This is a genomic window from Nitratiruptor sp. YY09-18 (assembly GCF_016593235.1).
GTDB lineage: Bacteria > Campylobacterota > Campylobacteria > Campylobacterales > Nitratiruptoraceae > Nitratiruptor.
The window spans coordinates 697,975-719,257 of sequence record NZ_AP023065.1 but is presented as its reverse complement, the minus strand read 5'-3'; the positions used below and the strand labels follow the sequence as shown (position 1 = coordinate 719,257).

21 protein-coding genes are annotated in these 21,283 nt (G+C 38.3%); 8 read left to right on the top strand and 13 right to left on the bottom strand.

The features are described 5' to 3' along the window. The first annotated feature begins 40 nt into the window (after positions 1 to 40). The 4 genes from JG734_RS04005 to JG734_RS03990 are packed head-to-tail and all read left to right on the top strand — an operon-like array spanning position 41 to position 3,921. The gene (locus JG734_RS04005; protein ID WP_201333743.1) at positions 41 to 1,468 is read left to right on the top strand and encodes a glycosyltransferase family 39 protein; all 1,428 of its coding nucleotides are present in this window, start codon (positions 41 to 43) and stop codon (positions 1,466 to 1,468) included. After that, entirely contained in the window at positions 1,465 to 2,130 is a 666-nt protein-coding gene (locus JG734_RS04000; protein WP_201333742.1) for a phosphatase PAP2 family protein, read from the top strand. Before JG734_RS04005 ends, JG734_RS04000 begins: the two co-directional genes overlap by 4 nt. Beyond that, positions 2,096 to 3,031, top strand: coding sequence for a glycosyltransferase family 2 protein (locus tag JG734_RS03995; protein WP_201333741.1), 936 nt, complete (start codon positions 2,096 to 2,098; stop codon positions 3,029 to 3,031). Before JG734_RS04000 ends, JG734_RS03995 begins: the two co-directional genes overlap by 35 nt. Continuing rightward, the gene (locus tag JG734_RS03990) at positions 3,028 to 3,921 is read left to right on the top strand and encodes a lysylphosphatidylglycerol synthase transmembrane domain-containing protein (RefSeq protein WP_201333740.1); all 894 of its coding nucleotides are present in this window, start codon (positions 3,028 to 3,030) and stop codon (positions 3,919 to 3,921) included. Before JG734_RS03995 ends, JG734_RS03990 begins: the two co-directional genes overlap by 4 nt. On the opposite strand, the gene JG734_RS03985 is transcribed toward JG734_RS03990, so the two are convergent. The 7 genes from JG734_RS03985 to dsbD form a co-directional block, all read right to left on the bottom strand. Then, on the bottom strand, positions 3,865 to 4,908 hold the full coding sequence (locus JG734_RS03985; RefSeq protein WP_201333739.1) for a hypothetical protein: 1,044 nt from the start codon (positions 4,906 to 4,908) through the stop codon (positions 3,865 to 3,867). The two genes, JG734_RS03990 and JG734_RS03985, sit on opposite strands and share 57 nt — an antisense overlap. After that, on the bottom strand, positions 4,898 to 5,950 hold the full coding sequence (locus JG734_RS03980) for an SPFH domain-containing protein (protein WP_201333738.1): 1,053 nt from the start codon (positions 5,948 to 5,950) through the stop codon (positions 4,898 to 4,900). Before JG734_RS03980 ends, JG734_RS03985 begins: the two co-directional genes overlap by 11 nt. Then, the gene (locus JG734_RS03975; protein WP_201333737.1) at positions 5,937 to 7,055 is read right to left on the bottom strand and encodes a toxic anion resistance protein; all 1,119 of its coding nucleotides are present in this window, start codon (positions 7,053 to 7,055) and stop codon (positions 5,937 to 5,939) included. The genes JG734_RS03980 and JG734_RS03975 overlap by 14 nt, the downstream gene beginning before the upstream one ends. 10 nt (positions 7,056 to 7,065) lie before the next feature. Further along, complete coding sequence (locus JG734_RS03970) at positions 7,066 to 7,887, bottom strand: 5-bromo-4-chloroindolyl phosphate hydrolysis family protein (protein ID WP_201333736.1); 822 nt, start codon at positions 7,885 to 7,887, stop codon at positions 7,066 to 7,068. Between the two features lie 92 nt (positions 7,888 to 7,979). Continuing rightward, positions 7,980 to 9,173, bottom strand: a complete 1,194-nt coding sequence (locus JG734_RS03965; protein ID WP_201333735.1) for an amidohydrolase family protein — start codon at positions 9,171 to 9,173, stop codon at positions 7,980 to 7,982. Next, positions 9,163 to 9,555, bottom strand: a complete 393-nt coding sequence (locus JG734_RS03960; RefSeq protein ID WP_201333734.1) for a DUF255 domain-containing protein — start codon at positions 9,553 to 9,555, stop codon at positions 9,163 to 9,165. The genes JG734_RS03965 and JG734_RS03960 overlap by 11 nt, the downstream gene beginning before the upstream one ends. Continuing rightward, entirely contained in the window at positions 9,555 to 11,285 is a 1,731-nt protein-coding gene (gene dsbD / locus JG734_RS03955) for a protein-disulfide reductase DsbD (protein ID WP_201333733.1), read from the bottom strand. Before dsbD ends, JG734_RS03960 begins: the two co-directional genes overlap by 1 nt. A gap of 88 nt (positions 11,286 to 11,373) precedes the next feature. Between dsbD and JG734_RS03950 the strand changes: the two genes are divergently transcribed. The 3 genes from JG734_RS03950 to JG734_RS03940 are packed head-to-tail and all read left to right on the top strand — an operon-like array spanning position 11,374 to position 14,117. After that, positions 11,374 to 13,290 (top strand): thioredoxin domain-containing protein, encoded by a 1,917-nt coding sequence (locus JG734_RS03950; protein ID WP_201333732.1) that lies wholly within the window; start codon positions 11,374 to 11,376, stop codon positions 13,288 to 13,290. After that, the gene (msrA, locus tag JG734_RS03945) at positions 13,283 to 13,807 is read left to right on the top strand and encodes a peptide-methionine (S)-S-oxide reductase MsrA (protein ID WP_201333731.1); all 525 of its coding nucleotides are present in this window, start codon (positions 13,283 to 13,285) and stop codon (positions 13,805 to 13,807) included. Before JG734_RS03950 ends, msrA begins: the two co-directional genes overlap by 8 nt. Beyond that, complete coding sequence (locus JG734_RS03940) at positions 13,800 to 14,117, top strand: hypothetical protein (RefSeq protein WP_201333730.1); 318 nt, start codon at positions 13,800 to 13,802, stop codon at positions 14,115 to 14,117. Before msrA ends, JG734_RS03940 begins: the two co-directional genes overlap by 8 nt. Here the strand turns inward: JG734_RS03940 and JG734_RS03935 are convergent. The 6 genes from JG734_RS03935 to rpsO form a co-directional block, all read right to left on the bottom strand. Beyond that, positions 14,114 to 16,387 (bottom strand): hypothetical protein, encoded by a 2,274-nt coding sequence (locus JG734_RS03935; protein ID WP_201333729.1) that lies wholly within the window; start codon positions 16,385 to 16,387, stop codon positions 14,114 to 14,116. The two genes, JG734_RS03940 and JG734_RS03935, sit on opposite strands and share 4 nt — an antisense overlap. Positions 16,388 to 16,426: 39 nt before the next feature. After that, positions 16,427 to 16,915, bottom strand: coding sequence for a DNA-deoxyinosine glycosylase (locus JG734_RS03930; RefSeq protein ID WP_201333728.1), 489 nt, complete (start codon positions 16,913 to 16,915; stop codon positions 16,427 to 16,429). 14 nt (positions 16,916 to 16,929) lie between these two features. Then, the gene (gene dnaK, locus JG734_RS03925) at positions 16,930 to 18,828 is read right to left on the bottom strand and encodes a molecular chaperone DnaK (RefSeq protein ID WP_201333727.1); all 1,899 of its coding nucleotides are present in this window, start codon (positions 18,826 to 18,828) and stop codon (positions 16,930 to 16,932) included. Positions 18,829 to 18,898: 70 nt separating this feature from the next. Next, complete coding sequence (grpE, locus tag JG734_RS03920; RefSeq protein ID WP_201333726.1) at positions 18,899 to 19,462, bottom strand: nucleotide exchange factor GrpE; 564 nt, start codon at positions 19,460 to 19,462, stop codon at positions 18,899 to 18,901. Beyond that, positions 19,440 to 20,246, bottom strand: a complete 807-nt coding sequence (locus JG734_RS03915) for a hypothetical protein (RefSeq protein ID WP_201333725.1) — start codon at positions 20,244 to 20,246, stop codon at positions 19,440 to 19,442. The genes grpE and JG734_RS03915 overlap by 23 nt, the downstream gene beginning before the upstream one ends. 205 nt (positions 20,247 to 20,451) lie before the next feature. Further along, positions 20,452 to 20,721 carry a 30S ribosomal protein S15 gene (rpsO, locus tag JG734_RS03910; RefSeq protein WP_201333724.1) on the bottom strand — a complete coding sequence of 90 codons (270 nt, stop codon included), beginning with the start codon at positions 20,719 to 20,721 and terminating at the stop codon, positions 20,452 to 20,454. A 158-nt stretch (positions 20,722 to 20,879) separates the two neighbouring features. Between rpsO and JG734_RS03905 the strand changes: the two genes are divergently transcribed. Continuing rightward, positions 20,880 to 21,281 (top strand): Rrf2 family transcriptional regulator, encoded by a 402-nt coding sequence (locus JG734_RS03905; RefSeq protein WP_201333723.1) that lies wholly within the window; start codon positions 20,880 to 20,882, stop codon positions 21,279 to 21,281. The last annotated feature ends 2 nt before the right edge of the window (positions 21,282 to 21,283 follow it).

The window sequence follows — 21,283 nt, the reverse complement described above, 5'->3', positions numbered from 1 at the left end:
CCTTTTTGAGTAGAATTGCAAAAACTCGCAAGGTCTGTCGATGCGTGAAAACTTCTCTTCACTGCTTCTTTTCATAATTATAATACAACTTTATAGAATTTTTGTGCTACTTAACGCACAGATAGACCTCTATGTAGATGAAGCATACTACTGGGGATGGAGCAAAGAACTTGCATTTGGCTATTATTCAAAGCCTCCTATGATCGCATGGGTCATAGCACTCTTTACCCATCTATGCGGCGACACAGCTTTTTGTATCAAGCTTCCAGCACTCATTTTCCATCCGCTCACTGCAATACTTATCTTTTTTATCGCCAAAGAGCTTTTTGATGAGCGTATAGGATTTTGGAGTGGAGTAGCGTATATCACTCTCCCTGCTGTTTCTATGAGCTCTATGATAATCTCTACTGATGTGGTTTTTCTCTTTTTCTGGGCCTTGACGCTGTATGCTTTTATCAAAGCTATACGGACTGATAGCTGGCTCTATTGGTTGATTGCTGCAGTGAGCGCTGGATGTGGGCTGCTAAGTAAATACACTATGATAATCTTTATTGTGAGCGTCTTTTTGTATCTTGTATGGGATAAGCGCTTCTCCTATCATCTTAAAAACCCTAAACTCTACATCACAATGATCCTAGCAACTCTCATCTACTTACCAAATCTATGGTGGAACGCACACCATGAATTTATCACATTTATCCATACTCGCAACCTCAGCGGTATCGAACACAAGAGCCATTTTCACCCTAATAAACTCATAGAGTTTCTCGCTTCTCAATTTTTGGTCTTTGGACCTATCTTTTTTGCTGCATTTCTCTACGCATTGCGCTATATAAAAGAGTTAAAGTATAGGCTGCTTTTTGCATTTTCTTTGCCGTTTCTTGCTGTAATTTCACTGCAAGCGTTTCTCTCAAAAGCTCTTGCCAACTGGGCTGCTCCTACCTATATAGCTGCAACTATTCTCGTAGTAGCACTCATGATCCGCAGTAAACGTCTCCTCATAGCTTCAATAATTCTCAATATCCTTTTGACACTTCTTTTTTATCACTACCATACAGTTGCAAAAGTTTTTCACATCGAGCTTACAAGCCATAACGATCCATATAAAAGAGTTTTAGGATACAGTGTTCTTGCTAAGAAATTAGAACCAATTCTCAAAAACTATCCCGGCTACAAGCTGCTCTTCGATGATCGCACAACTATGGCAGAGATGATTTACTACCTCAAGCCTCATCCATTTGACGCTGCAATGCTCAATCCAAAACATGTCAAAGCAAGCCAGTACCATCTCTTCAACCCACCAAAACTGCACCAAAACTACATCTATATAACAAAATCAAACAATCTCCAAGCAGCACGCTATTTTGCATCTTTTAAAAAAATAACAACTATCAAAATCCAACTTTATAAAGATTATTCACGCACCTACTATATCTTCGAAGCACGAGATTTTAAAGGGTATAGATGAGAGCTACTCTCTTAGCAGTTGCACTCTGTCTGCTCTTTTATCTCTTTCCATCAATTGATCTCAAAGTGAGTAGCTACTTCTACCATAACGGTTTTTATCTTCATGATTGGTGGTTTGCAAAATTTATCTACAAAGCGACACAAATCGTATTGATCCTTTTTGTTTTAACACTTATTTTGCTATTTTTTTATTCTTTTATTACAAAAAAAGAGATAGTAAGCAAAAAGGTTATAGCCTACCTTCTTCTAGTGCTAGCTTTGGGTCCTGGTCTTATTGTAAGTGTTGTTTTCAAAGAGCATTTTGGCCGCGCCCGTCCATCACAGATTGTCCAATTTGGAGGCACAAAAAAGTTTACTCCCGCTTTGCAAATTACCAACCAGTGCCAGCATAACTGCTCATTTAGCAGCGGACACGCTGCAGCTGCTTTTTACTTTTTGGCCCTCGTACCACTATTAAGAGGTAAGAAAAGATATATTGTGGCACTCCTAGCGCTTTTATGGGGAGGGATAGTTGGTTATGTTAGAATTATACAAGGAGGCCATTTCCTCAGCGATGTAGTATGTAGCAGTGTTGTTGTCTACCTTGTTGCAATAATTCTATATAGATTGATGTTTGAAAGGAACAGGAATGAAATTATCGGTAGTCATACCAGTAATGAATGAAGAGGATAATATTGAACCACTTTTTAAAGCTTTGCGTGAAGCTCTTGCTAGGCTTGATTATGAGCTTATATTTGTAGATGATGGCTCAACAGACAATACAGTGCAAAAAATCAAAGAACTTGCAGATGAGCGCACTAAACTCATAGTCTTTAGCCGCAACTTTGGCCAAAGTCTTGCAATGGCAGCAGGCATAGACGCTGCCTCAGGAGATGTGATAGCTACAATTGATGGAGATTTACAAAACGATCCACGAGATATTCCTTTGATGCTAGAAAAGATGCAAAAAGAGGGATGGGATGTAGTAGCAGGTGTGAGAGCAAATCGCCAAGATGGATTGGTTTTGCGCAAGATCCCTAGCAAAATTGCTAATTGGATCATCCGCAAAAGTACAGGTGTCTATTTGCAAGATTATGGTTGTACCTTAAAACTTTTCAAAAAAGATGTAGCAAAAAACCTAGGGCTCTATGGAGAACTTCACCGCTTCATACCGGTGCTTGCCAAACTCTATGGTGCGAAGATGACAGAGATGAATGTACGCCACCATCCACGCATTCATGGGCAGAGTAAATATGGCATAGGTAGAACTTTCAAAGTCATAAGTGACCTGCTTCTCATGCTCTTTTTCCAAAAATATGGTACAAAGCCGATGCACCTTTTTGGGACACTAGGATTTATCTCTTTTGGAATTGGAGCACTCATAGATCTCTATCTCTTTATTCTCAAACTCTTTGGCCAAGATATTGGAGGAAGACCTCTGCTCATTCTTGGGGTTATGCTCACCCTTGTAGGTATTCAGCTCATTACCACTGGATTTTTGGCTGAGATCATGATGCGTACATACTATGAATCCCAAAACAAAAAGCCCTACGTTGTCAAAGAGATCTACCAAGGGCATAAGTGAAAAAACTCAAAATCTTTATAAAAATAGCGCTCTCTCTTGCGCTATTGCTCTTTGTTCTTTTGCAAATCGATACAAAAAAACTGCTTCAGATCGTCCAAAGAAGCGATCCTCTCTGGCTCATTGGCGCCTTTATACTCTTCAATCTCTCTAAGATTGTAAGCTCAGTGCGCCTTAACTACTACTTCAAAGATATTGGCGTAGTTTTAAGCGAACTTGAGGCTCTTCGCCTCTACTATGTAGGAATGTTTTATAATCTCTTCTTGCCAGGAGGTATAGGAGGAGATGGATATAAGATCTACCTTTTGCAAAATAGACATAAATGTGGATATAAAAATCTCGTAGCTGCTACACTCCTCGATCGTCTCAGTGGTCTTGTAGCACTTCTATTTTTAGCTGCACTCCTTTGGCTTGAAAGCAGTTTTGCAAAGTTTTCTGAACTACTTAACCTCTTAGCAATTGCAACAGCACTCTTAGCCTATCCCGTTTTTCTCATTCTTCATAAAAAGCTCTTTGCAAAATTTATGACATATATCGTTGCTACTACTCTTTTAGGATTACTTGTGCAGCTCTTGCAAGTTGCGAGTGCTTATGCAATTCTCAAAGCGCTCCATGTCCAGAGTGAAATGGTAGACTATCTAACACTCTTTTTAATTTCTAGCATTGTAGCAGTATTGCCTCTGACTATTGGTGGGGTGGGGGCGAGGGAGTTTACCTTCCTCTATGGCCTCAAAATTATTGGCAAAGAGCCTTCAGTTGGAATCGCTATGAGTTTTCTCTTTTTTCTCATTACCCTTCTCTCTAGTGCCATCGGCATCCTCTTTGTTCATAAGCCGCTAAGAGAAGTAACCAAATCTGTCCAAAAGATAGATTCCACCACCCAAAAGAGCTAGGAGAAACAATATAAAGAAAAATATTTTGATCCAACTATAGGGCCTCTCCCCTACCACTTCCCCACTCTCTCCGTTGACAAAGTAGATGTACTCTTTGCCTTTGAATTTGACGCTAAAGTGGTATAATGGAACTAAAATATAGCTCATCTCTTCGTTATAAAAGTGTGGTAAATAGGAGATGATCTGCTGGGTATCGCCTCCGATATCTTGCTTAATAGCCCTGCGTATGGCGCCATGGAGTGATATTTGAGCTAAAATCTTCGCTTCTTGAGACCCAATATCAAACTCTTTTGTCTCTATACCACTAAGATACTGTTTGTCTACACTATTGCATGATCTCAGATCATATCGCAGTTGTCTTAACAAACTACTCATATTTTTGTATCCACCTACTGGTATATTATGAAATTGTAAATTGACAACTCCGCTTGCTGGATACCATCTGGTTCTACGCTCTTGTACCTGCACCGGCTTTCCATTGACATAGCGCGTTTGGGTAATATAGTAATACTCTCCACGTCTGCCTTCATATTGTGCAGTTACATCCATATTAAAGAGCCACAAGGGATAATAAAAGGGTGTAATATCTCTATGTTTGCGATAATCTTTTATAAAATCATCTGGAGCGAACCACAAAGAGTGAATATGTTTTTTGATTCTTCTCTTTGCCTCTTTTGCGCACACTACAAAAGGAATGAAGCCAAAGGGCCGGAGCGTATTAGTAAACTCTCCAATGAGTGCACTTTTGCAGTAGGGGCACAGTGTAGCAACACTATCGGTAGCAAAGCTAGCTCCACAACTGACGCATTGATACTCTTTTGCTTCATTCTCTGGCTCTATTTGATAGACTGGAATATAGTGTGGCATAGTGGGTTGCAAAGATAACTGCTCTTCATAGCCACAATATGCGCAGGCTAATTTATCGCACTCATAGCGCAGATCCGCCCCGCAAGAGGGGCACTCAAGCTTTTTTACTTCAACTTTCATCTATTGGTGGAGGGATCTTTTTGAATAGCTCTTTTACTACTTCATCTGCTCTTTGCCACTGCTCCATACCCTCTTGCCACAGCAGTGTATCTGGCTTTAGCTCACCCTGCACTATCATCTTTTGGAGTTGATCTTTACTCACAGGTCCCATAGGCTTATTCTCCATTGCTATGTAGTAGTGCTCTTGCGGTAGTGGCGGAGGAGTAGTCTTTTCTTCAAACATCTCTTTAGCTGCATAAAGCCCTGCTCCAAGTCCTACTATATCTGATGCACTTCCACCCTTCTCGATTCCTTGCGCACTTTTATATTTGATAAACTCTTGCATATCACCGAGGACATTTTGTGCACCCTTTGCATCAATAGCTTTTTGGAGCTCTTTTGGTAGGGATATACTTTGGAGCAGTATCTTCTCTAACAATACCCCATAATCATCAAAATATGGCTGCAGCTCCTCTTTTATTTTCTCTCCAAGCCTATCATAATGCTTGGCCAAATCAAAGATAGAGATTCCACTTTTTGCTAGAACTATTGGAAGTTTTGCAAGGATGAGATTAGCCAAAAACTTTTCAATCTCTTCAGTTGTGAAGTTTCCATCTGTACTTGAGAGTTCTCGTAAAATCTTTGCAGGATCCTTGATGCGAATCTCATAGGTACCATAGGCTTTGAGACGCACAGGACCAAGCTGTGGATCATTGACAATAATTGGTGTTTTGGTACCAAACTTCAGATCACCAAAGCGCTTGGTATTTACAAAGTATACTTCAGCCTTAAAAGGAGAGGTAAACCCATGATCCCAATGCTGCAAATCAGTGAGTATCGGTAAGTTTTTGGTCTCAAGCTGCCACGTTCCAGGTCCTAGCACATCTGCAATTTGCCCCTCATTGACAAAGACTGCCTTTTGTCCAGGCCTGACAATAAGCTTTGCTCCATATTTTATCTCATTCTCATGCCTTGGAAAGCGATAGACTATAGTATCGCTACTATCATCAAGCCACTCTATAACGTCTATAAACTGCCCACGAAGCCAATCAAAGAGTCCCATTGCTCGCCTCTTTTTTCCTCTTCATCTCAATAAGCGCATTTTTGAGTTCACTCTCAAGCTTATGGAGCTCTTTTTCAGCAAGCTCACGCTGTTTTTTTCCCTCATCAGCAATCTGCATCGATTCATGGAGCGTGTCAATGAGAGTTTGATTTGCTTTTTTGATGCTTTCGATATCAAAGACTCCTCGCTCTACCTGCTCTTTGACCTCTTTGTTTGCCATTTTCAATGCTTCGGCATTTTTTTCTAGGAGTTCGTTGGTAAGATCTGCAGAAGCTTTGAGAGATTTTGCGGCTCCTCTACTGCGATAGACTGTGACAACTTGTGCAAGCTGATTGCGCCAAAGAGGAATGGTATTCACAAGAGTTGAAGTGATCTTATTGATAAGTGCCTTGTCATTTTCTTGAATGAGTCTAATACTTGGAAGTGCTTGCATTGCGACTTGGCGAGAGAGTTTGAGATCATGCACGCGTCTTTCAAGCTCATCGCGAAACTCTTTTATTTCGCGAAGGTTTTGTGCATCGATAAGCTCTCCCTCATGAGCCTTTTTTTCAAACTCTGGAATGATCTTTTCATCGAGCTCTTTGATCTTCTCTTCTCCAGCTTTGATGTAGAGCTCAAGCTTTCTAAAATAGTCAAGATTAGCCTCATAGAGCTTCTCAAGGGCTACCATATCTTGCATGAGTTTGGCTTTGTGCTTTTCTAGATCATTTGCAATAAGCTCAATCTGATCCTTCACCTCTTCATATTGCTGGAGCGTCTCGACAATTGGAGAGGTAAAGCCAAGGAGTTTTTTCCACCATGGAAGCTCTTCATCTTTGAGGTTTTCTACATTAAATCCTCGGAGAGTCAGCACCATCTTATTGAGAGTCTCACCAGCCTCTTCTAGATCTTTGTTTTTAACTCCTTCAATCATAGAGCTTGAGATCTCATCAAGCTTCTCTTGTGCCTCTACACCAAATGTAATCACTGCATTACGATTGGTAAAATCAAGACTCTTTTTAAGCTCTTCGATTATCTTTTGTTCACTCTCTTCTAAAGGTGGTAAGATTGAAGAGTCTTGCTTGCTAATTTCATGTTCAATTTTTTCTTTGATCTCTTTTTGCATCTTTTATCCTTTATTCATTAATTTGTAAATTGAGTGTATCCATCTTGATATCAAGCTCTGTAGCACCCCTGTTTTCAATTTTTTTGAGCTCTTTATCAAAGCGCTTTTGCACATCTTCAAGAAGCCAAAAGAGCTCTTGTTTTTTCTCTTGTGTCAAAGACTCTTGCACTTTGATGTAAGACTCTGTCACCTCATAGACTCCATCGATATAGACGACGAGAAATTTACGCAATTCTCGTACAAAATAGGGCTTTTTCTCAACTTCATCTATGATTTTTCTTGCTTTTTCTATAGTTGCATAGACTCTCTTTCTTAAATCCTCATTTTTTATCTTTGCAGCCTGCCCTTCGATTGCATTTAAGCGCTCTTTTGCTTCATTGATTGTTTGCAAGGCCACTTTGTAACCTACATCTTTCGTATCTGGTATTTTGTCCTCTTTTGGATCAAGACCATACCAAAGCACATAACCAGCAAATGCGATGAGTGCTAAAAAGAGCGCATGCAAAAACGATCGATGGGATATTGCAAATGAGGTATAAAAGACTGCAACTGCTAACGTGAGCGCCCCTAGTAGTTTATAGGGAATCTTTGGAGCTTGTGCAAATGCAGCTTGCTTGTATGCAAACTCTTGTGCAAACCCTTTCTTGCTCAGATACAAGGCTGCAAAGAAGAGCAAAAATGAGAGAAGATTGAGCATAAAGCTCTTGATATCAAGCACGATAACTGCAGCGATAGTGGCTATGAGAGGTGGAATGATAAAGAGGTAGAGGAGAATACCTATGGTTTTGGTATGTTTGACGATTTTTCCCTCATATCGTTTGGCTAGTGGCATATTAATTCTTTATAAGATATATGAGTGGATACCAGCATACAAATCCTGCACTAAAAAGCAAAAAGAAAAAGCCTAAAAATTTTTTGAGAAAACTACCCATATACCAGCTCTCCATCTTTCATCAATTTCTCAACACCTCCTTGCAGCATCTGGTTTGTATACAAAGATGGCACACTTACATGTGTAGAACTCTTTGGATCAAAAACCACCAGGTCCGCTCTATATCCCTCTTCGATTTTTCCTATTCTTTTGCCAAGGAAACAGCCAGGATTTGTAGCTGTAAGTTCAATAAGCTTAGAAAAAGAGATCACTTCTGAAGCTACCAGTCTATCATAAAGAAGTGGAAGATAGTAGCCTAGGGCATCGATTCCAAAACTCGCTTCATCAAAGCTCACATCTTTGTTGACTATGGATTTGGGAGAGTGGAGTGATGTGAGCAGATCGATTTTGCCAGTTTGCAAGGCTCGCAAGAGTGCTGCTCTTTGCTCTTTGCTGCGCAGTGGTGGTGAGAGCTTTGCAAAGGTGTTATACCCTTCACACGCCTCGTCGGTAAAGAGAAGATGATGGACAGAGACCTCTGCGTATGCATACCTACTCTTTGCTATGAGCTCCAATCCTCTCGGAGTCGATATACTCTTAAAAAGCACCGGGACTTTATAATAGTTTGCAAACTCCAAAATCTTAGCTATCTCACTCACCTCTTCAAGCTCACTTATTCCCCCAAGCCCCAAACGAAAAGAGACCTCAGACTCATTCATCACACCAACATCACGAAAGACACCGTTTTTTGGCTCTATATGTATAACAACACTACTCTTTTTGGCATACTCAAAGACTCTAGCCAAAAGATACTCATTGATATCTGAGGGAGTATAGATAGACAAAGCCCCTTTTTTGAGCAAAATTGCCAATTCACTAAGACTCTTCTCATCTTTGAGCGCCATCACCAGTGGATAGATATCTATATCTACTTTTTGAGATTTGACAAATTCCAGCGTTATCTCGTCATTAATAGGATGTTGCAAATCTGCAATGAGAGCAATATGAGCCACACCACCACTTTTGGCGTTTTGTGCTAGTTTGGTGAAGCTATCACTATTGATCTTGTCATCTAAAGTGCGAACATTTAAGTCAATAAGCCCTGGCAGAAGGTATCTCCCTTCAATATCCAAAACCTCATCATCTTCTAAACCGTGTCCGATATGCGTGATTGTTCCATTTTCGATTTTAACATCTGCGAGAAATTCACTATCAAAATTTACAACCTTTGCATTCTTAATGACCATAATCAGCCTTTATCTCTTTGAGTTTATCTAAAAAGACTTTTGCAGCGGCTCCTCCTACTAAAGGTGGTTCAAATGGTTTGCCATTGGGACGCAAAAAGTAAAATGTCGGAGTTCCATACGCTTTAAGTCCTAGCTTTTTAGCTTCATCAAGATCGATTTTGACAGGAATGAAGTTATACTCTACAAAATCAACTAGCTCCTCATTTTCAAAAGCAACATCATCCATATATTCACATGTAGGACAGTTTTTTTGACTAATCATTACCATTATAGGTTTATTGAGTTTTTTTGCTTTTAAGAAAGCTTTATCATAAGCAATCCAGTCAAAATCTGCTGCTAAAAGCATAAAAGCTAAAAGTATTAAAGCAAGAATATATCTCATTACTGCATCCTTTGTGCTTTATTCAAGATCTCCAAAAACTCATTTGGATCCTTATATCCTATTATACGAAGATTTTTTATCTCTTTTCCACTTCTATCAAAAAAGATGATTGCAGGCGGGCCAAAGAGACCAAAATGGCGCAAAAATTCTTTGGCCTGCGGGGTGTTCTTCGTCATATCTAGCCGCAAAGCCCGAAATTCTCCAAGTTTTTGGCGCACCCTTGGATCACTGAAAGTATTCTCCTCAAGCTCTTTGCAGCTTGCGCACCATTTGGCTGTCACATCTACCATAACCGGTTTTTTAGCAGTTGCAAGTATTTTTTTGAGTTCATCCAAGCTTGATATTGGCTCAAAAATGCTCTTTTGTATTTGATTAGTCACTGATTGCTCAATAAATCCAAAAGGCTTCAAAACATTAGTAGCACCTTTGAGGGAGCCATAGAGTACAAATACTCCATAGATAAGAAGCACTATTCCTACACTCTTTTTAAAATAGACAAACCAGTGAGCTTCCTCTGGTATCTGCTCAAGAGCGCGCAGATATACCGCACTCCCAATAAAGAGCACTCCCCACAAAAACATAGTCACTGCGGGCGGCAAGATACGCTCTAACATCCAAATTGCAAGTCCTAGCATTATCACACCAAAGACCTTGCTCACTGCTTCCATCCAGCCACCAGGTTTTGGCATGAATTTACCTGCTCCAACACCCACAAGCAATAATGGCAGACCCATACCCAAACTCATAGCAAAAAGAGCCAATCCACCCAAGATGGCATCTCCTGTCTGGCCAATATAGATCAGTGCTCCAGCAAGTGGTGGCGCAACGCATGGTCCCACTATGAGTGCTGATAAAAATCCCATTATAGCCACACCGATCAATCCACCTTTACTTCCTGCTTCGTCACTCTTTTGGGCAATTTTTGTCTGCCACGATGCAGGCAGACCTATCTCATAAAAACCAAACATACTTAGCGCCAATACTACAAAAATGAGAGCAAAGAGGATGATAATGAGAGGATTTTGCAGTGCACTTTGTAAATTTGCTCCAAAAATACCAGCTAATACTCCAGCTCCTGTATATGCGATACTCATTGCCAATACATAGACAACTGAGTAGAGAAATGCCTTTTTGGTATTCATATTCTTCGCACCAACTATTAAAGAGGAGAGGATAGGAATCATAGGAAAGACACAAGGAGTAAGAGCTAGTAAAACACCAAATCCAAAAAATGTAGCCAATATCACGCCAAGAGAGCCTTTTTGCAATGTAGAAGCAATGCTATCAGCTTCAGAGAGTTTGGGAGTTTGAGATTTTTTAGCAGATGCAGCTTGGGGCTCTTCGATGGTAAAAGTAAAGTGCTTTTGTTGTGGTGGATAACATACTCCAGCCTTATTACACCCTTGATACTCTAAATCCACATCGATTTTTCCACTCATTTTTAGAGGCACGCTGAAATTAAGCTGCTTCTCATACACCTCTTCACCATGCTCTTTAAATGCAGGTGGAAGGTGGAGCTTTACCTCTTGATTGTTTATTTTGAGTTTGATATATTTTTTGTAAAGATATGCGCTTTTATCAATTGAAATATTCACATCAAGCCTATTATTATTTAAAGAGACTTGCGGTTTATACGCTTTTTCAACAGGGACTATCTGTGATGGTTCAGTCACGAATCCAAAACCAAAAAGTGTATGCAGTAAAAGTGCTACGAATACAACTATTCTCATCACAAGATCCCCTTTTAATTTTATCATTGTGCTTTATTTTAACGAAAAACTGTTTATCATTGGTAAAATTTATAAAAAAGGTTTTTCTATGGCAAATAGATTAAAAAATGAGCAATCGCCCTACTTGCAACAACATGCCAACAATCCAGTTGAGTGGTATCCGTGGGGTGATGAAGCATTTAAAAAAGCAAAAAATCAAAACAAGCTCATTTTCCTCTCTATCGGATATAGTAGCTGTCACTGGTGCCATGTAATGGAGAGAGAGGTTTTTGAAAAAGAAGAGATAGCAAAATTTCTCAATGAGCACTTTGCCTCTATTAAGGTTGATAGGGAAGAGCGACCAGATATAGATAAGTTTTATCAAGAGATACATCAAATACTTAATCAACGTCCAGGGGGATGGCCATTAAGCATATTTATGACACCAAACAAAAAACCATTTTTTGCTGCTACATACATTCCACCTGAACCACGCTATGGGATGCCTGGGTTTTTGGAACTAGTCAAAAATATGGTCAAAATCTACCAAGAAGACCCACAAAGCCTAGAAAAACAGGGAGAGGAACTCATGGCTTATCTCAAGCCCCAAAATCCTACAAAAGCAATAAAGTTTGATAAAAAAATTGCAGAGATCTTTGTAGATGCAACGAAGAAGTTCTTTGATCCGGTCTATGGAGGATTTGGCTCCAAGCCAAAATTCCCTCATACTTCCACCATCAATACACTCCTAGATATATATCGCCTCACCGGCAATGAAGATGCCCTCCATATGGCCACATATTCACTCAAAAATATGGCGAAAGGGGGACTACGAGACCTGATAGATGGTGGATTTTGCCGCTATAGCACTGATGAGATGTGGCTTGTACCTCATTTTGAGAAGATGGCATATGATAATGCACTGCTGCTTGAGAGTTATCTCAAAGCCTACCATACTACCAAAGATGAGTTTTACAAAGATATAGCATTTGAAATAGCTGACTTTTTATATGAATATATGTATGAAAAAGGGCTCTTTTATAGTGCAAGTGATGCAGATACAGAGGGTGAAGAGGGCAAATACTTTGTATACGAATACGCCGAAGTAGTCAAAAAACTCAAAGAGGATGGATTTAGTGATAAAGAGATAAGAGCAGTTCTCGATAAACTCGGTATCACACGTGCAGGAAACTTTGAAGGAAAAAACATAGTCCGCACACAAGAAGGACTTTTGTGTGAGCAGAGCAAAAGAGCCATCAAAAGCCTCAAAGAGCTGCGTAAAGATCGCTGCTATCCTTTTATTGACAAAAAGATCATTACAAGCTGGAATGCGATGATCATCAAATCTCTCTACATCGCCGCTCGCATTGATAACAAATATTTTGAGCTAGCAGAAGAGTCGATGCAAAAGCTTTTGGAAAAAATGTATAAAGATCAGCACCTCTACCATAGTGCCCTTATCGACAAAGAACCTACTATCAAAGCATTTTTGGAAGATTATGCTTATCTTACTGTAGCTTTGCTTGAAGCATACAAAACTACTCTCAATGAAGAGTATCTCGCTCTATCTAATCTTTTGGTAAATGATGCAATTGTGGAGTTTTATGATGAGGGTCGATGGTATTTTAGCAAAGGAGAGATCTGGACTGAAGCTGAACACAAAGATACCTCCTATCCAAGTAGCGCAGCAGTCATCACTGATGCGATGCTAACTCTTGGAATGCTTGTAGATGAGCGCTACATCAGACTTGCTTTTGAGACAATTGAGTTTTATAGCGACAAGATTTATCGCTATGCTACCTGGGCTGCAAAATTTATAGAAGATGTACTCCGCTTTGTCTATGAAGATAGAGTTCTCAAGGCTAATGAAGAGCTCTTGAGTAAGTGTAAAGATATCGATTCTGTCAGGTATCCATTTGTACTTCTCAAAGAAGTTGAACATGACAAATATACTCTTTGCAATCGCAACGCCTGCTTTTTAGAGACAAATGATTGTGATGCTGTCAAAAGGGAACTCGATGCATGAAGTAGCGATTCTAGGTGGAGGATGTTTTTGGTGTTTGGAAGCGGTCTTTAAGCGAGTAAAAGGTGTTGTAAAGGTAGAGAGCGGATATGCGGGTTGTAGACGCAAAAACCCTACCTATGAGCAGGTCTGTACTGGCACAACACAGTGCGCAGAAGTTGTAAAGATCACTTATGATCCTGATATTATTAGCTATGAAGAGCTTCTCAAGATCTTCTTTGCTATACACGACCCTACACAGCTCAATAGACAAGGAGCTGATGTTGGAACCCAGTATCGCAGCGTCATCTTTCCTCAAAATGAAAAGCAAGAAGAGATAGCAAAAAAGGTAATAGATGAGCTCAATACACTCTTTGATAATAAGATTGTCACTACAATTGAGCGGGGAGAGTTCTATAAAGCTGAAGAGTATCACCAAAACTACTTTGATACACATCCAAACCAAGGATATTGTCAAGTAGTTATTGCACCAAAAGTAGAAAAGTTCAAAAAACTCTTTAGTGAGTATGTAAATGAGTAAATTAGCCTTTCTTCTCGCTTTTCTCTTTTTACTAACAATTTATAAGCTCTATAGAGATTACGAAGGGGACAAAGTAAAATTTGTAAAAGATATATCTCTTTTACTTATCCTTTTGGTTTTTACTGGATTTACGAAGTATATGCGCGTCTATCTCCCCCTTTTTGTAGTCCATATAGTATTAGTACTCGTGGCTTGGGGAAGTTTCTATCTCTATCTTTTTGGAAAGACGAAAAACTTGTGGCTTATTTTTACCCCGATTTTCTCCATCGGGGCATTTTTTCTACTTGGTTATAGCGTTAGCTCTTTTTAGTAAGGAAACTCTTCAGAAACGGTGAAAGTACATTCTGGCTGAACCTCTTCAAAACCGTCTTGTACACGATAAGTTTGATTTCCTTCTTGTACCTCTTTATATGCTGGCTCTGGATAAATACATAATTTTACATCACCATTACCATTTGTTTTTTGTGTGTGCACTTGTCCAAAAGTAATATCTGATGCACATGGTACAGAAACAGGAGTAAAATAATAATATCGAGCTTGATCCATTTTGCATCGGACTCCAAATCTTGATAATTCTAAATGTTGATTGCTATCCTTAAAATTTAACTGTACGATTTGTGAGCATGGAGAAGTATTGCATTTCATTAACTCTGGCTGAGCCAAAGCAGTTCCTGTCAACGTTCTTTTAAAAGAATTCCCTTCTCTTTTTACCCCATCTCCCACATACGCACCTATAAAGATATCTTTCCCAGCAAAGAAATTAGGATAGTAGAGTTTTATCTGTACTTGATTATTGTCAATGACATACTCTCCGTTTCTATGGTCAAGAAATATCGCTGCAAATGTATCTTGAATTGGATTTAATCTCTGCTCATTTCCTATAACAAAACTGAGTCCTTCCTCATGCACATCAAAATATTGCTGCAAATAGAGCTTATTATCATCAGTCGCATCCACTATTTCCCAGCTTCCTAGATAATTTGTACTGTTTCTTTGCAAGTTTGGTAGTATAAGAAGTTTGTCATCATTTGGAATTGATTTATTGAGCTCATATCGTGTACTTGTAAAATATGTATATCCTAATGTCTCATTCCCTTCTAATCTACCTGTTTGTGCTCCATCATCTATTCCATCATAATATACATATGGATTTTCATGATCAAATTCAGTGGAAAAAAAGTGATTATAGTAATATTCATAATCTATCTTTGGATTTATCGCAGATACGTGTAATATTTTCCCATTATAATAAGTGTCTTTCAATTTTATAGTATAGGTATCAATGAAAAATCCTGAGGTTTTGTTATATTCTGTTCCTGCATATTCAAGAGCTATTTTATTATCATAGGTATAATCAACATGCGTAGATATAAATTTTGTTAATCTCTTTCCATTTTGCAAATCAACTGTCACTTTGAAAGAAGCAAGTCCTCTTTTCTTACCGGCAACATAGAAAAAGCCATGATTTTTGATCTGTGACAGTGGAATTGTATAGTTTTGTACCTCATTGCCATTTTCATCTACACAAACTGCATTGGACGTAGTTGATTCCACCTGTATTGATTTTATTTGATCTGCAGGAATATAGTTATTCGTTGAAGGTGACAAGATTGCATAATTGAGATACTCTGCCTTATCGATTATGAGATTATCATGGTCGAATGAGAGCATGAGATCATATGAGATAGTAGGAAGTTGTGCAACAGTTACAAAAAACTCCCTGCTTACCTCCCCAATTACCTCTCCTACTTTTATTGTAGCTTTTATTTTTAGAGGTATCTCACCAGCACGATCAAAACTCTTGAGTACAAATTCTCCATCAACAGTTGGAGAATCGATAGTATACTCATTATGAAGTGTACCATTATTATCAACTATTTTAATAGCCAAACCGTTATATGATTTAATAAATAGTGACTGCAGGTTTCCTTCTTCAATTTCATTACCATTCCTATCGACAATTTGATAAATAATTGCTTTTTCATCATTAGCTTTGAGAAGAAAATTATCATCTTGAGTAAAAAGAGCTATTTTATATTTACTATTCAAATTTATAGCGCTGTTTTGAGTAGCTCCATTTCCGGTAGTACCATATGATGATGGATATTTATTGAGTAGCGTAAGAGGTCCAATTTTTTGCTCTTTTTTTCCTTTATACATTTTACCATTTGCTATAACTACATTTTCGATAATCTTTTTTGCGCTAAAGTTTATTTGATTATCCATGCATTGGCCGGCTAAAGTTGCAGTAAACTCCAAATTCTCTTGATCATTAATAAGAGTATTATCTTGTATAGATAGATCCTCTATTTGACAAGTTGAGCCAGTAAGCTGGATATGAGTAATATAGAAATTTCTTTTAGCATTACTTGTATCAATTGATCTGTTATCCCCAATATCCACTTTACATTTTATATGTGTGGGATCAATATAGTAAAAGTAATTTGTTGAAGTTGTTATAGTAGTGTTCTCTTTGACGATACTTGGATTATTCATATTTTGCGTAGGAGTCTGAGGGGTAGTTACAGAAAAAATTGAGCTAAAAAATATCGAAAGAGCTGCTGCAAAACTTTTAAACATATTTTACCTTTAAAGAGAATTTCTTTGATTCTATCATTATTATCGTAAAAATTTTTTTAAAATTGACCATTTCGCCATCTTTTCATCCAAACTCATCTTGCGATAAGCAGGCGATGGAGATGGGAGATAAAAGGTAGGAATTGTAAGATCGCTAAAATTTTTTTCATAGAGCTCTTGTGCTTTTTTGCCAGTAAAAAAGAGAGCTTCAATATTTGGATACTTTTGCAACAGAGCAGCTATATCATTGACTTCTATGTTTTTAAGCGAAGTATCAAGAGAATTTTCCCTCTTGCATCTTTTTACCATATCCCACAAAGCAATGTTGTATCTTTGCAAGAACTCTCTTTTCTCTTCTATTGTGTGTGGAATTTCTTCATGAAACAAAGATGCAAGAATTTTCCAGAACTGATTTTGTGGATGACCATAGTAGAAGGAGTTTTCACAAGACTTAATGCTTGGAAATGTACCTAATATGAGTACTTTAGAGTTTTTATCTATGATTGGTTCAAAGGGGTGAGCAAGAGCCAAGGCCAAGCCTTGGATTACTCTACTTCTGCATCGATGACTTCGTCATCTCCGCCGCTTTTTTTCTGTTCAGTGCTACCTTGTTCTGCTGCACCACCTGCTTGACCTTGCTCTTTTTTATACATAGCCTCAGCAAGTTTATGGCTCACTTGTGTGAGTGCTTGAACTTTTGCTTCAATTTGCTCTTTCGTAGCATTTTCATCTTTAAGAACCGCTTTGAGGTCATTGAGAGCAGCTTCAATTTGAGCACGCTCATCTGCACTGATTGCATCACCTACCTCTTTGAGGCTCTTTTCAGTTTGATATGCAAGCGCATCAGCTTGGTTACGTGTCTCTACAAGTTCTCTACGTTTTCTATCCTCTTCTTTGTGAGCCTCAGCTTCTTGAATCATTCTTTGAATCTCTTCTTCACTGAGACCACTTGTACCTGTTACAGTAATTTTTTGCTCTTTGCCAGTCGCTTTATCCTTAGCACTTACTGTCAAGATACCATTGGCATCAATATCAAATGTTACTTCAATTTGTGGTACACCTCTTGGGGCTGGTGGAATACCTTCAAGAGTAAATTGCCCAAGAGATTTGTTATCTTTTGCCATTTCACGTTCACCCTGCAATACATGGATAGTCACTGCAGGCTGGTTATCTTCAGCTGTGCTGAAGATTTGTGATTTTTTCACTGGTATTGTTGTACCTTTTTCGATAATCTTAGTCATTACTCCACCAAGAGTCTCAATTCCAAGGCTAAGTGGTGTAACATCAAGAAGTAATACATCTTTTACTTCACCTTTGAGAACTGCACCTTGGATAGCAGCACCAATAGCGACAACCTCATCAGGGTTGACAGATTTGTTTGGCTCTTTTCCAAAGAACTCTTGTACTTTTCTCTGTACCATTGGAATTCTTGTAGAACCACCAACAAGAACTACTTCATTGACTTGATCTTTGCTAAGACCTGAATCTTTGAGTACATTTGCTGCAATTTGGATAGTTTTGTCTACAAGATCTTCGATTAAACTTTCAAATTTTGCTCTTGTGAGTTTTTTCACAAGGTGTTTTGGTCCAGTCTGATCTGCTGTAATAAATGGCAAGTTGATCTCAGTCTCCATTGCTGAGCTGAGCTCTTTTTTCGCGTTTTCAGCCGCTTCTTTAAGTCTTTGAAGCGCCATGATATCTTGTTTGAGATCAATACCTGTCTCTTTCTTGAACTCTTCTACGAGCCAGTCGATGATGCGGTTGTCAAAGTCATCCCCACCAAGGAATGCATCACCACCAGTTGCAAGAACTTCTACAACGTTATCACCAGTTTCAAGAATTGTTACGTCAAATGTACCACCACCAAGGTCATAAACCACAATCTTTTCTGCTTCTTTTTTGTCAAGTCCATACGCAAGTGCTGCTGCTGTTGGTTCGTTGATGATTCTTAATACATTCAAACCTGCAATGGTACCTGCCTCTTTTGTTGCTTTTCTTTGAGCATCGTTGAAGTATGCAGGAACAGTAATAACTGCTTCAGTTATCTCTTGACCAAGGTAAGCCTCCGCATCTTCTTTGAGTTTCATCAAGATTTTTGCACTTATCTCTTGTGGTGTATAGACTTTTCCATCTACATCCACTGCACAAGCACCGTTTCTATCTACGATATTATAGGGAAGGCGTTTTTTTGCTTCTTGTGCTTGTGGTTCATTGCACATCATACCCATAATACGTTTTACTGAATAGATTGTACGTTTAGGGTTGGTAATCATCTGGCGTTTTGCAGGATCACCTACAAGTACTTCCCCTTTATCAGTAAATGCAACTACTGAAGGAGTTGTGTTTTTACCCTCTTTATTTGGGATAACTTTTGCTTCTTTTCCTTCATAAATTGCCATACATGAGTTAGTTGTACCTAAATCTATTCCTAAGACTTTACTCATTTTCGCTCCTTTGTTGTTTTTGTGTAAGTATAGCCTGCTCGACTAAATTTTTCTGCTACTTTTGTAGCATTTACTCTTCATCCCCTTTAGCAACACTCACTTTGGCAGGTCTTAAGATGCGCTCTTTATATTTATATCCTTTTTGAAGGACTTGTACAATTTCACCAGCTTTTTTCTCGGCATCATCTACTTGTAAAATCGCTTCATGCAGATGCGGATTGAACTCTCCACCCTCTTCAATCTCAATTACCTCTATACCATGTTTATTGAAAGCTTTGATAAATTGATCGATTGTCAGTTCAATCCCTTTTTTGAGCTCTTGAACAGCCTCTTCTGCATTGAGATTATCATTGCTTACTGCCACAAGAGCCATATCGAGGCTATCAAGTGCTGGCAATAGATCTTGCGCAAACTTTTCGAGTGAATACTCGATAGCTTGGATCTTTTCTTTCTCAAGTCTTTTTTTGGTATTTTCAAAATCTGCATGGACACGAAGATAGTTCTCTTCGCACTCTTTGAGCTTAGATTCTAGCTCTTTTACTCTCTCTTCAAACTCGGCACAATTTTCTTGACTATTTTGTGCTTTTTGCTCTTTTTGCTCTTCGCTATTTTTATGATGCTCTCTTTTCGCCATTGTCTACTCCTTTTAGGTTTTGCATGAATTTTAGATAGTTGCGGTGAAGTTTACCCACGAGCAACACTTCACCCTTTTTTTCATTATTAATAGATACATAGAATTTGTAGCTGAGAAAATTATCATAAAACCTAAGCCCAATTGGCTCTTGTATGAGATTTTTCCCGCTCAATACATATATAAGGTAGGAGTTTGCCCACCTTTTATCATCATTTGCCATATCTACAATCTCATCAATATTGCAGATCTTAAACTCATCTTTCAAAAACTCTTTTATCCTATTGGCCAGATTGACCATATCATAGTCGTATAGCATGCGTGCTATATCAAATGCTTGCACACCTACAAAGTTTTGTAAAAGCGCTGCAACTTTTGCATTGTAAGGAACTATTAACTCTTTTGTATCAAATCCAAGAATGAGAAATTTATTATTGAGATTTTCTATGTGAGTAAGGATGAGATTTTTATAAAGACTATACTCACAAAATATAGATTGACTCTTTGAAGCTTCTTCGAGCAAATCTATTTGTTTGATAACTATCTCGTTTTCTTTGAGATTTTTTCTCCAAAACTGTTTCAAAGATCTCTTTGTTGGAATGCGTCCACTACTAATATGCTCTTTTTGCAAATAGCCATTCTCTGTTAATTGTTTAAAATAGTAACGAATTGTAGCACTAGAGAGCCCTAGATAGAGCTTTTCTTGCAACAGTTTTGAACTGATTGGCTCTGGATTGTCGATATATTCTCGTATCAACTGCTCCAATATGACAAATTTCTTTTCCATTTTTAGCACTCTAGTGTTTTATTTGCTATATGAATTATAATAAATTGAGTATATTGTTGTCAAGTTTATTGAAATAAATGTTTTATGATAAGGATAGAAAAGTACATTTAGGCATAATTGATTACTTAAAATAGACTCTAGAAAAATCAAGGAAATTATGGGAAGATAAAAGAAGTGGAGAAATTGGTATGAAACATCCGAGGATTTATCCCCGAATGCCAAGCTCTTTGATAAGATTTACATATTTATCGTAGTCTTTTCTTTTGAGATAATTAAGTAGTCTTTTTCTCTGTCCTACGAGTTTGAGAAGACCTAGTCTTGATGAGTGGTCTTTTTTATGTTCTTTGAGGTGTTCAGTCAAATAACTGATTCTTTCACTCAAAAGTGCGATCTGAACAGCTGGACTTCCAGTGTCACCTTCATGCTCTGCGAATTTAGAGATAATCTCTTGTTTTTTCGCCGAATCCAAAGCCATAGCAGCCTCCTGATTGGTCTAAAATTTTGTGAAATGACATTATAGCGAAAAAATTCGATATTGCAAGGATATTTAGAGCATCTATTAATTTAATAGATAAGATTTTAATTAAGACAAATTTTGTATAATTTAGTCAGTCAAATATAAAAGGTTTTAATATGCTTTTTACCCGTGCTACAGAATATGCACTATTGGCTCTTGTGCTCATTGCAAAAGAAGAGAAACCATTAGGAACCGATTATCTCTCAAAAAGATTAAATATATCCCGCAGTTTTTTGGCAAAAATATTACAATCTCTTGCAAAGCAAAACATTCTCAAATCCTACAAAGGTGCTACTGGTGGTTTTATGCTTGCTCGCCCACCCCGTGAGCTCTCCATCAAAGAGATCACACAAGCAGCTGAGGGCAAAAATATTGCAGTCTTCGACTGCTCCACTGACCAAGCATGCTGTCCTAGTAACAAGGGGGATTTTTGTACTCTGTGGCCATTTCTAAATAGGCTTCAAACAAAAGTAGACAACTACCTCGATGAACTCACCCTCGAAGATATCTTGGAGTGATG